Source organism: Tepidibacillus decaturensis (assembly GCF_001561915.1).
Taxonomy (GTDB): domain Bacteria; phylum Bacillota; class Bacilli; order Tepidibacillales; family Tepidibacillaceae; genus Tepidibacillus_B; species Tepidibacillus_B infernus.
The window spans coordinates 591,447-603,405 of record NZ_LSKU01000001.1 but is presented as its reverse complement, the minus strand read 5'-3'; the positions used below and the strand labels follow the sequence as shown (position 1 = coordinate 603,405).

Below are 11,959 nucleotides of genomic sequence, written 5' to 3'. Positions count from 1 at the left end.
CTAACTATTAGTATTTTCTATATTTTAATGAAAATATCCTTCTTTTAGATAAATTCCTATCATAAAATTGACAATCAGTTTGGATTCAATTAAAATTTCAATGAAGTATATTTTGGTTTTTTGGGGTGAGACGAAATGATTTTGTCTGGACGCCGAAAGCAATTTCTGCAAAAAATAATCGATCTTTACAAAAAAACAAATGTCCCTGTTCATTATGAGACATTAGCTAAAGTGATAGGTGTCAGTAAATGGACAGCATACGATATGATGATGGAACTCGAAAAAAATGGCTATCTCATCCGTGGTTATTCAGTGAATCCTGGTGAAAAAGGGCGATCCCAAGTTGTCTTTCAACCATCAGCAAAGGCTACAAATCTATTTGATTTTAAACATTCTGATAACATATCTCAAGAGGAATGGAATAAAATTAAAAAGAGCATCTATGAATTTTTGAATAATAAGCACCATTATAGTTTTCGTACTACGATTGAAAAGATGTTAGAAGAAATTTCAAAAGTTCAGGTTCAAATATCATTTTGTGCATATATTATTGGACTTTTTCTTGTTTATCTTAAAAATATAGGGGGAGAAATCGAGTCATTAATCAAAAGTATGGTTCAAAATGCTCCAACAAATGAAATGGGAGTCACTATGTTTGTCGGAACGGTGGTTGGTACAATCATCCAAACAATGAATCATGAAATAGGCATTGAAACTACTGATTTGGTCGTAAAGTTTCTAAAAACGATCAATGACCTTTCTGAGGATGAGAAGAGAATGCTCTCTCATTTTCTAAATGAAGCTCTTGCTTAATGGTCAAGGTATATTACTTGACCATTTACTAGATTATTTTTTTGGTCTTTTGTGTTATTTTTGTTTTTATTGAAAGATCAATCAGAGGAGGTGGTATACGGTAGTGTTTGAAAAAGCTAAAAATTTTATTTCTTAGGGTAGGTGATTTCTATGCTTGAAGCTTTTGGGAAATTCGTAGTGAAAAGTAAACTATTTATTATTCTCTTTTCTATCATCCTTGTATTTCCTGCCTTGATTGGAATGATGAGAACACCAATCAATTATGATATTTTTGCTTATCTTCCAGAAAACCTTCCTTCTGTACAAGGCCAAAACATTATGAATAAAACGTTTGGATATGGCGGTACAGGTATATTGATGGTGAAAAATAAAACAGATGTAGAAGTGGAAAATTTAAAAGAAAAAATAGAAAAAGTAGATGGCGTGGAAACGGTCAACTGGATTACCGATTTGGCTGATCTTACTTTACCTCGTGAATTTTTACCAGAAGATTTGGTTAATCAATTTTACGCTAATGATAGCACAATGATGCAGATTCAATTTCAACAAGAAGCTGCGTCGGAAAAAACCTATCATTCTGTACAAGAAATTAAAAAAATTCTAGGGCCAAATGTATACTTTGCGGGTACTCCACCTATGCTAACCGAACTACGTCAACTGCTTGAAAGTGAAATGTTTGTTTATTCGGCATCAGGAATTGGATTTATTTTGGTGCTTTTGGGATTGACATTGCCGTCGTTTATCATCCCTATTCTTATTCTTTTCTCAATTGGGGTTTCTATCATCTACAACTTAGGCTTCCCATATTATGTTGGTAGTTCAATGTCATATATCACTGCGGCGATTGCTGGAGCCTTGCAACTAGGGGTGACAATGGATTTTTCCATTTTTCTCGTTCATCGATATGAAGAAGAACGTAAGAATAAAGAAAAGAATGAAGCGATGATCGTTGCGATTAAACGTACAGCATTGGCTATTTTGACGAGTTCGGCAACAGCAGTAGCTGGTTTCCTTGCCATGGTTCCAATGGCATTAGGGATTGGTCAAGATTTAGGGATTACAATGGCAAGAGGTGTAATATTTAGCGTTTTATTGATTTTGACATTATTGCCGTCATTAATCTTAGTATTTGATAAGTGGATTCAAAAAGTGCAACATCCTGTGTTTATCCCTAGTTTTCAACGATTGGCCCAAGTGGTGACTCGTAAATATAAAGTGATATTTGTCGTCTTTTTGCTATTGTTTATTCCAGCAGTCATTGGGTTGAAAAACGTCAATGTTATTTATGATATCGATCAACTTATGCCAAAGAGTTTAGATTCAATTAAGAATCTGGATGTTATTAAAAAAGATTTCCCATCTACTGATTCGGCTTTCTTGGTTATGGATCAGACTCTTTCTGATCAAGATCGGATCACTATAAAAAAACAAGTTGAGAATATGGATGGGATCAAGAAGGTAATTAGCTATGATACGTTTGCAGATCCAACGATTCCTTCAGAATTTATTCCTGAAAATTTAAAAACGATGTTTATGAGGGACAATTACATTTATATGTTGGTACAAATGGAGTATGGATCGTATGACGAACGAACCACTCAGGCGATTCAACAGATCAATAACATGATTAAACCCTATGAAGGTCATATCTATCTCACAGGTCAATCGGTGTTACAAAACGATCTAACAAAAACTGTACAAGATGACATTAAAAAAGTAGATTTGATTTCTATAGTGGCCGTATTATTAATCATTGCTTTAGCCCTTCGCTCGATTGCATTGCCGGTGATATTGGTGGGTGGAATTGAGTTAGCCATCTATTTTAACCAAGGACTTGATTTTTACCTTGGACGCTCGATGCCGTTTATCGGTTCATTCGCCATCGGTGCGATTCAACTTGGAAGTACGATCAACTATGCCATTTTGCTAGTGACCCGTTATAAAGAGGAATTAGAAAATTTATCAAAGGTAGAAGCGATGTATCGGGCTTTAAAAGCGAGTGGAAAAGCAATCTTAAGTAGCGCTCTTGCTTTATTTGCTGCAGTGATTGGAATTTATATATTCTCTGACATTAGTTTACTGAGGGACTTAACATTTATGATTGCTCGTGGTGCGATTATTTCTTTAGCTGTCATTCTTATCTTGTTACCAGCCGTATTGCTTACATTAGAAACATTTACATCAAAACTAACGCTTGGCTGGCCAAAAATAAAAATGGAAAAGCAACAAAAGAGAACAGTAGAATCTATTGATTTAGCAAAATAATGATTTGAATCGGCAACGGTTTTTGTGAAATCAACATATATGGAGAGGAGAAATGAAAATGAAAGTGATAAAAAAAGCAATCCCTGTATTAACGGCTTCTATCATTTTCTTAACGCCCGTAACTGGAACTTTTGCTGCATCTCCAACAGATGTGACCGATCGAGAAACAGTTTATAGTTTGCTTAATCCTGATGGTACAGTGAAGAAATCGATTGTTGTCGATTGGTTGCAATTAAAGGGAAATGGAAATGTAACCGTGAAGGATATAGGACAGTTAAATAATCTTAAAAATGTAAGTGGTACAGAGAAACCTTCGATACAGGATGGACAAATTATCTGGAATACTCAAGTTAATGGCGAAAAGTCTATTTATTATTCTGGTGAAACCAACCAACAACTCCCGGTTGATGTATCCATTAGCTATTATCTAGATGGGCAAAAAATGGATGCTGCCTCCATCGCGGGGAAAAACGGTACGGTTAAAATTGAAGTAAAGTTAAAAAATCTTCTTAAACAAAATAAAACGATAACCTATCAAGGATACAATGGAGCAAAGCAAAGCGTAAAGACAGATTTGGTGACACCAATGTTGTCCCTTGTATCTATTAATATTCCAAGTGATCATTTTACAGATATGAAACTTGGGGATGCCATCACTGTGATGACAGGAAAACAGCTGAATGCGACTTGGATGGTTGTACCTAATCCTGAAGAAACGATAACACTTGAAATGAAGGGGACAGATATTGAATTTGAACCTATAACGATTACTCTCATTCCAAAACTCCCTTCAGTACCAGAAGTGCCAGTAAAAGGACAATTGGAACAATTAACTAGTGGTGTTCAACAAATTTCTACCGCGTTAGAGCAATTTGGCAATGGGGCGACTCAATTAGCAAATGGTCATCGTCAGTTAAAGAATGGTTTAAATGGACTATCACAAGGGATTGATCAACTGATTCAAGTAAATCAGGCGCAAACTGCCCTTTTGAAGCAGTCGCTCGATACGAATCAGCAAATTCTTGCTATAGCACAACAATTAGCTGCACAAAAACCAGAAGATCAAAGTTTACAGATGCTTCTTCAAGCGGTTCAAGGAGAGCAACAAATGTTAACGGTACTAGCTAATGGAGGAATGTTGCAAGGACAACCATTTCCTGGTTTAAATACGATGAATGAAGGATTAAATCAATCAAGAGCTGGGGCTGATCAGTTAGCGACTGGTGCAGATCAATTGGAGAAAGGGATTCTTAATTTTGGAACTGGAATCACGAAATTGTCGGGTGGAGTCGCTGAAATGAAGAATGGATTGATCACTGGATTGGATAAACTGTATGAAGGAGAAGCAATTTTGGATCAATCCATAGCAGCTGCTGAACAATATAATACATTTCTTGGTAAACCAGAGGGAGCAAATGGTGAAGTACGGTTTATCTTAAAAACAGATGCGATAAAGAAAGGACAAACAAAAGGATCACCAGAGCAAAAAACAATTGGAACAACGGAGAATAAGAAAGTGGAAAGTACCTCATTCTTTGATAAAATCATCAAATTTTTTACAAATTTATTTTAAGCATTTTGCATAATAATAAAAGATCAACAAATTTTTAGTAACGAAAGGAAAGAATCAGCATGAAAGTGGGAATCTCATTAGGGGGTGGAGCGATACGCGGCTTATCTCATATAGGAGTGTTAAAAGTTTTTAAACAGCATCAAATTCCGCTTGATTTTATTATAGGTACCAGTATGGGTGGTGCCATTGGTGGATTGGTTGCTGCGGGAATAGATATTGAAGAAATTGAGGAATTTGTACTTTCAACTCCATCCTATCGGTTAATCGATATTGGAATTTTAAAACGTGGAATTTTTGCCGGAAACAAAATTTACTCAATACTTATTCAATTATTGGAACAAAAAGGACTTGGAGATTTGAAAATTGAAGACCTGAAGATTCCCTTTCGGGCTGTATCTGTAGATTTAATTAAAGGAAATATTTTTGTTTTTGACAAAGATAGTCTGGTTTTGGCGATACGGGCGACTACATCAGTGCCAGGCGTTTTTTCCCCTGTTCATTATAAAGATATGGTGTTGGTGGACGGGGGAGTTTTGAATAACCTCCCAGCAGATTTATTGCGTGCAGCTGGTGTAGACGTTGTTGTTGCCGTTGATGTTGAAAAAGAACATGAAGAACAAGAACCTAGTAATCTTTTGGAAGTCATTTATCGGGCATATACGATCATGACAACAGAACAACGACGAGCGAATCTTAAATATGCGGATGTAGTGATTCGACCAGAAGTTGGACATATTTTTGCGTTTGACATTGGGAAAATTCGTGAATGTATAGAAGCAGGAGAACGAGAAGCTCATAATAAAATTCATGAAGTGATCTCATTGTTAAAATAAGTCTTAAATGGAGGTTATGATGATGAAAAATTTTCTTAGTATCGAAAGAAGATATTCAACATAAAAAAATATTCATAATCTAGTGTTGACTTGCATATATTATTGTAGCCTATATAGGAGGTGAACTGTTTAACATGAATATCTTTCGCGATATGATCAATTATGTTGGGATTGCTAATTCTGAGGATTATCCTGAAACACCAATTTGTTTTAAGCAGTTTACACTTAATGAAAAAATAAATGTACCAGAGCAAAAACCTGATATTGAACAAATTCTCAAAGTTATGTCTATTGTTAAAATCATTAATAAAAGATTAATAAAAACACCGTATAATAAAAAAATTATAATTGATGGTGTAGTGAAACAAATATTTGTGTATACTGCTGCAACACCTGAACAATCCGTGCATTCCTTTAATAATGAGATTCATTTTTGTGAAATGATCATAATTGATAACGAAGTGAATGAGGATTTAAAACAATTAAAAATAAAAATTGTGGTGGAAGATATTCATGTTTTCCACCACGATTTAAGAAATATTCAAGTAAGCAAAGTTTTATGTGCAATCATAGAATTTGATCATTATCTTCCTCCTCCTCATTACGATGAAGAGGAAGAATAATTATTTTAGTACCGTTTGTAAAAGTGTATTTAGCGTAGTCCAAACAAACAATGTCACACATTTATTAATAGTGCGTGGATCAAGAAGATTCACTTCAACGTTTTCAATAATTACATTTACTGGTCCTGCTAGTATATCTTTGAGTGAAAGTCCTAATGAAGTTAGTAATTGCTCAACGGTAGATCCTGCAGGAATCACTAGTGGTATATTAATGAATGTACAGAACGGATGTTCATAATGGGATGAATGAACAGATTGTTCAGGCACACCCGCCGTGTAGACAACTTTTTGTCTCAATATACCTTCTACGATGACTTTAACTCCAGTAGGGGTTAGTATTGTTCGGTTATCCGTTACTATTGCCTCGACTAAAACAGAAATGATTTGTTCTACATTAGGTTTAGCTTCAGGAATGGTTAATCTCTCTTGAATTGCTATTTCATTATTGGGGTTTAATGGGCCGATAACTGGAAATTCACTAGGATCCGTAATTCCAATAATTTGAACAAAATCTCTCTGTGCCAATTTTAACACCTCCCTCTATCGCATGTAATTTATTTTATGTTTTTGAAAGAAAGAAGATATAATGAAACAGTCTATTTTTAATTTGGTTTAGCTAGGGAAAGGTTGAGAGGAAACAAATTCATGACGATAAAAATTTTAGTAGATGCTGATGCAATGCCTGTAAAAAAAGAAATTGTAAATGTAGCAAAAGAATTTCATTTACCGGTTATAATGTTTGCAGATACGAGTCATTTGATTGATGATGGTTATTCCAAAGTCATCACCGTTGATAAAGGAAGAGATTCAGTTGATATGAAGCTCGTCCAATATGTCAAAGCAAATGATATTGTGATCACGCAAGATTATGGCGTTGCTACCATGGTATTAGCGAAGCAGGCTTTTGCCATGCATCCTAATGGGTTCTTATTTCAAGCTGATAACTTAGATCAACTCCTATTTGAACGCTATCTCTCACAAAAATCACGAAGAGCGGGAATAAAAACCTCTGGACCAAAAAAACGTTCCAAAGGTGCAAATCATCTATTTGAATTTGAATTTCGCAAACTAGTTCAACGAGTTTATTTTATGATAAAGTGAAACATCATCCCTTCGTTCTGTGTTTGCTAAGAAAAAAATAGATCACCAGAAGAACCAGAATTATAAAACCTATTGGCAATGAATAGTTACGCAACGTCATCACAATCATTGACAAATTTCCTCTAAATACTTTGCTCAAAAAGAGAATAAAAAAACTCCATGGAATAATCCCTGTAAATGTGAGTATGGTATAGCGCCAATAGGGAACTTTCCCAATCCCTGCAACATAAGAAATATACATTCCTATCGTAAATGGACGTGTAAGACAAATACTCCATTCCCCATAGCGCTTAAACCAAAACTTTGCTTTCGCCAGCTGTTTACTAAATTTCTTTTGAATTTTTTGTTCTAATTTAAAACCGATCATATAGGGTATATAACTAGCAACGGTAAAGGTTAAACTCATCCCTATAGCCAGCCAAATCATCTCTTGTTTGGTTGGGTTTAAAAGGTATCCATAGCTAACAATGAAAATGAGAGATGGTAATGGAAGAGTTGAACCTTTAATAAACATGGCTATAAATAGGCCAATCATTCCAATGTCATTGAGATAATTCATGATAGTTTGTAGCATGTTTATTCCCCAATCGATGATTCTAACATCATATTTGATTTCATTATATTCTTACTTATTTATCTCAATTATTTTGGCCAATTTTTACCTATTAAATGTAATGTAAAAATATTTGAACAGGGATTTTATTTCTGAAAATCAATGCGTTCCTTCTGATTATTTAAAAAGAGATGAGTTTCACTAGGCTGTGTTTGCGCGATCACTCTTCCATTTCTAATAGAATTGGATACGGGCACTTGACGGCGAATCGCATCATATGAATTTTTAGCAGGAAGGATGATAAGATTCCCTTGTTTTCCTACTTAAACCACCTTAACAACCACATAATTCCTGACAACACTAGACTCAACACAATACTAGTCATTACCGGAAAATAAAAGCTGAAGTTTTCTTTTTTAATCACAATATCTCCTGGCAACCTGCCCAATGACAAGAATCGACCACCAAATTGCCAGATCACTCCGATTACAATCAATAGAATTCCAAGACTAATGAACAATTTAGACATTGGATTCATCAGGAATACTCCTTCCTAAATGATGATACGCTGCGTTGGTTACCATTCTCCCTCTAGGTGTTCGTTGCAGAAAACCAATCTGCATCAAATATGGTTCATACACATCTTCAATCGTATTTGACTCTTCACCAATCGATGCGGCTAATGTATCTAAGCCAACAGGGCCACCTTTGAAATTATCAATGATGGTGGTGAGTAGTTTATGGTCGATATGGTCTAAACCTAAACGGTCTACTTGAATTTGTTCTAAGGATGATTTGGCTACTTCTTCTGTAATCATCCCATCAGCCACTACTTGTGCAAAGTCTCGAACTCGTTTTAATAAGCGATTGGCTACCCTTGGTGTTCCTCTTGAACGCAAAGCAATCTCTTTGGCTGCATCTCCTACTATTTGCACATCTAGTAAATCAGCAGCCCTCGTGACGATATAGCTTAATTCCTCTACCGTATAATATTCTAAACGACTTACTACCCCAAAACGATCACGAAGTGGAGAAGACAATAGACCTGCTCTGGTGGTTGCACCTACTAAAGTAAACTTAGGTAGATCTAATCGCACAGATCTTGCACTGGGTCCTTTACCGATAATAATATCTAGCGCAAAATCCTCCATCGCCGGGTATAAAACCTCTTCTACACTACGGTTTAGACGATGAATTTCATCGATAAATAGAACGTCTCCTTCTTGGAGATTGGTTAAAATCGCTGCTAGATCCCCTGGGCGTTCAATGGCAGGACCCGAAGTAGTGCGAATACCTACTCCCATTTCATTAGCAATAATATTAGATAACGTTGTTTTTCCAAGTCCAGGCGGTCCATACAATAGTACATGGTCAAGGGGTTCATTGCGCAATTTGGCAGCCTCAATAAAGATCTTTAAGTTTTCCTTTGCTCTAGTTTGCCCAATATATTCAGATAAAAAACGAGGACGTAGGCTAAATTCTACGGTTTGATCTTCTGACAACATTTGTGATGAAATAACGCGATCCTCCATTGCCCTTTCCTCCTATTCCCTCATCAATATGATCAATGCTTGCTTAATCAGGCGGTCAAGAGATTGGCCACTTTCAATCGAATCTTGCAAAGCTTTTACTGCTTTTTGAATCTCTTGATCATGATAGCCAAGCGATTTCAAGGCTTCTATCAATTCAGATCCTGCCTGTAATTCGCTAACCACCTTTAGATTTTCTTCTTCTATTTTAGCAGATGGCATTCCTTTAAAGGTTAATCCCTTGACTTTATCCTTTAAATCTAGAATGATTCTTTGGGCGGTTTTCTTTCCTACTCCAGGCATTTTGGTTAAGGTTTTCTCATCTTCTGTAGCAATAGCCTGAATCACCTGATTTGGATTGCCTTGACCTATCATCGCTAGTGCGCCTTTAGGGCCAATCCCAGAAACACTTAACAATAGGCGAAATAAATAACGTTCTTCTTTTTCTTGAAAACCAAATAATCCCATCCAATCTTCACGAAAATAATGATGAGTATGTACGAAGCAATCTTGGTTTAACAAAGCTTGATAGCTTTCAGGGCGAGGGACAAAGATTTGATAGCCAATCCCATTCACATTGATTACAATGTAATCCTCTTCAATTCCAACCAAAATTCCTTGAATAAAATCGATCATTTGCTATTCCCCTTATTGATGATTGCTGTCATTTTTGCAGAATGAACATGGCAGATGGCAATAGCCAAAGCATCGGCTACATCATCTGGCTTAGGTACTTCCTTTAGACTAAGATACATCCTAACCATTTCTTGTATCTGTTTCTTTTCTGCTCTCCCATATCCAACAATCGCTTGTTTTATTTGTAATGGTGTATACTCAAAAATTGGAAGATTTGCTTCCACGGCAGCAAGCATAAGAACACCTCTAGCTTGGCCAACTGTAAAAGCTGTCGTTACGTTTTTATTAAAATATAGTTTTTCAATCGAAACAGCCTCTGGTTGATAGTTCTGAATAATTTCTTTTGCTGCATCATAAACCTGTTTTAAACGAATTCCTGTATCTAAACCTGCTTTGGTTTGGATACTACCATATTGAAGAGGACGAATCTGATTTCCCTCTTTTTTGATCACACCAAAGCCGACGATCGCAATTCCTGGGTCAAAACCTAATATAATCACACTATTTCCCCCATAAATGTATACGAACATATATTTTCATATGCTGATTATATCAGAAAAAAGCAAACAAAAAAAGCCACTTATTAGCGGCTTTCGTTATCATCCATTGAAAATTCACTGTAGGTCGATAAAATACTATTATATTCTGCTAAATCTCGAATTGGAATTCCTTGATGTAATTGTTCGATCGGTTCAGAAGGAAGCGCACTTTCCAAACTATCAATATCAATTCGGAAAAAAGTTTCGATCACTTCATTCTCATTTGGAGTACCTTGATATAAGGTAAAATAACCATCTGGGCTTAGACCAAAATAAGCACCATTCTTAATCTTTGGCGATAAATCTTCAAGGTACCTCTCCATCTTGATTTCCTGATCTGTTTTTGCAATGATTTTCCAACCAGCATATTTTTGTTCTAATTCTGTGAGTGAAGTATAACTTTCATTTTTCGTTTCTACCAAATCTTCACCTACAACATAGTGAGTGACCATCACTAGTTTTGTGTTAATCGGTGAGGTTACCTCTTGAGCCAGTGGTTCAGTTGCATCACTGTTTGGTTCTTCACCCTTTTCAGTTAAAAGAGGATAAAAGCCAATGGCCAATGCAATAAGAAGTAATGTAATCAAATATGAATATTTTGTTTTATGATTCCCGAAAAACATAGAAAAAAACTCCTTTTTTGGTCTTTTTTTTATTCATAACCAAAAAATAAGGAGTTTATACCTACAATGTGAATGTAATTAGAAAATTAGTTAAATGCCAGGCATCAGTAACCGTTTATGCTCACTATTACGATGGAGTCGTTCGATTTCCTCAATCACTTCTGGTTTTCCTTTCCCAGTTAACAAATATCGATCTAAGTCTTCATATGTAAAGCCCATCTCTTGTTCATCGGTTTGACCTGCCCATAAATCTGCTGAAGGGGCCTTGGTGATAATTTGCTTAGGAATACCTATATATTCTGCTAAAATTCGAATTTGATGTTTGGTCAAACTAGAAACTGGGTTAAAATCTGCTAATCCATCGCCACCCTTTGTCATATAGCCCACATAGATCTCTGAATAGTTACAGGTATCAGAAACAAGGTATCCTAATTGTCCTGCGATTCCATAAAGAGTGGTCATTCGGAGTCTAGCTTTTGTATTCCCCTTTGCCAAATCATTTAGTTTTTCTATCTTTTCCATTTCCTTTGTAATGGCATCGAAGGCAGGGCCTACATCCACCGTAACCAACTTTAAATTGATCGCTTCTACTAGTGCCTTTGCATCCTTTTCATGTACAGGACTAGAATAGGCAGGCATCCAGATTCCAAGCACATTCTCTTTTCCTAAGGCTTTTATACATAATGCTGCAGACACCGCACTATCGATCCCACCGGAAATCCCGACAACTGCTCCTTTTGCATGAGCACTTTCGATATACTCACGGATAAAATCTGTTCTTTTTTTTACATCTTCTTCGATATTTTCTAGGTAGGCTTCTAGTTTTTGTTGAAAAATATCCATGGAACTTCCTCCTTTTGTTTAGGCTTGT

14 protein-coding genes are annotated in these 11,959 nt (G+C 35.9%); 6 read left to right on the top strand and 8 right to left on the bottom strand.

From position 1 onward, the window contains the following. The first annotated feature begins 135 nt into the window (after positions 1-135). From U473_RS02865 to U473_RS02845, 5 genes are all read left to right on the top strand, one after another. A complete protein-coding gene (locus tag U473_RS02865; RefSeq protein WP_068723166.1) occupies positions 136-813 on the top strand; it encodes a helix-turn-helix domain-containing protein in 678 nt (225 codons plus the stop codon). 150 nt (positions 814-963) lie between these two features. Continuing rightward, entirely contained in the window at positions 964-3,078 is a 2,115-nt protein-coding gene (locus U473_RS02860; RefSeq protein WP_201024129.1) for an efflux RND transporter permease subunit, read from the top strand. A gap of 58 nt (positions 3,079-3,136) precedes the next feature. Beyond that, entirely contained in the window at positions 3,137-4,651 is a 1,515-nt protein-coding gene (locus U473_RS02855; RefSeq protein ID WP_068723163.1) for a hypothetical protein, read from the top strand. A 59-nt stretch (positions 4,652-4,710) separates the two neighbouring features. Next, positions 4,711-5,484: a patatin-like phospholipase family protein gene (locus U473_RS02850; RefSeq protein ID WP_068723161.1), complete on the top strand. Its 774-nt coding sequence runs from the start codon at positions 4,711-4,713 to the stop codon at positions 5,482-5,484. Positions 5,485-5,618: 134 nt separating this feature from the next. Next, entirely contained in the window at positions 5,619-6,107 is a 489-nt protein-coding gene (locus U473_RS02845) for a DUF3794 domain-containing protein (RefSeq protein WP_068723159.1), read from the top strand. Here the strand turns inward: U473_RS02845 and U473_RS02840 are convergent, their stop codons facing one another. Continuing rightward, the gene (locus tag U473_RS02840) at positions 6,108-6,632 is read right to left on the bottom strand and encodes a DUF3794 domain-containing protein (RefSeq protein WP_068723157.1); all 525 of its coding nucleotides are present in this window, start codon (positions 6,630-6,632) and stop codon (positions 6,108-6,110) included. It abuts the gene before it with no gap. A 120-nt stretch (positions 6,633-6,752) separates the two neighbouring features. On the opposite strand from U473_RS02840, the gene U473_RS02835 reads away from it, so the two are divergent. After that, the gene (locus U473_RS02835) at positions 6,753-7,208 is read left to right on the top strand and encodes a YaiI/YqxD family protein (protein WP_201024128.1); all 456 of its coding nucleotides are present in this window, start codon (positions 6,753-6,755) and stop codon (positions 7,206-7,208) included. A gap of 4 nt (positions 7,209-7,212) precedes the next feature. Here U473_RS02835 and U473_RS02830 read toward each other — a convergent pair whose 3' ends face one another. The 7 genes from U473_RS02830 to nadE all read right to left on the bottom strand — a co-directional run bounded on the left by U473_RS02830 (position 7,213) and on the right by nadE (position 11,931). After that, positions 7,213-7,782, bottom strand: a complete 570-nt coding sequence (locus U473_RS02830) for a DedA family protein (protein WP_068723155.1) — start codon at positions 7,780-7,782, stop codon at positions 7,213-7,215. A gap of 298 nt (positions 7,783-8,080) precedes the next feature. Beyond that, a complete protein-coding gene (locus tag U473_RS02825; RefSeq protein WP_068723153.1) occupies positions 8,081-8,299 on the bottom strand; it encodes a DUF2905 domain-containing protein in 219 nt (72 codons plus the stop codon). Next, positions 8,283-9,293, bottom strand: coding sequence for a Holliday junction branch migration DNA helicase RuvB (gene ruvB / locus U473_RS02820; RefSeq protein WP_068723151.1), 1,011 nt, complete (start codon positions 9,291-9,293; stop codon positions 8,283-8,285). Before ruvB ends, U473_RS02825 begins: the two co-directional genes overlap by 17 nt. 12 nt (positions 9,294-9,305) lie before the next feature. Beyond that, positions 9,306-9,926 carry a Holliday junction branch migration protein RuvA gene (gene ruvA / locus U473_RS02815; RefSeq protein WP_068723149.1) on the bottom strand — a complete coding sequence of 207 codons (621 nt, stop codon included), beginning with the start codon at positions 9,924-9,926 and terminating at the stop codon, positions 9,306-9,308. Beyond that, positions 9,923-10,456 (bottom strand): crossover junction endodeoxyribonuclease RuvC, encoded by a 534-nt coding sequence (gene ruvC / locus U473_RS02810; protein WP_399167561.1) that lies wholly within the window; start codon positions 10,454-10,456, stop codon positions 9,923-9,925. The genes ruvA and ruvC overlap by 4 nt, the downstream gene beginning before the upstream one ends. 53 nt (positions 10,457-10,509) lie before the next feature. Beyond that, positions 10,510-11,088 (bottom strand): BofC C-terminal domain-containing protein, encoded by a 579-nt coding sequence (locus tag U473_RS02805; protein WP_068723145.1) that lies wholly within the window; start codon positions 11,086-11,088, stop codon positions 10,510-10,512. Positions 11,089-11,178: 90 nt separating this feature from the next. After that, positions 11,179-11,931 carry an NAD(+) synthase gene (nadE, locus tag U473_RS02800; protein WP_068723143.1) on the bottom strand — a complete coding sequence of 251 codons (753 nt, stop codon included), beginning with the start codon at positions 11,929-11,931 and terminating at the stop codon, positions 11,179-11,181. Positions 11,932-11,959 lie beyond the last annotated feature (28 nt).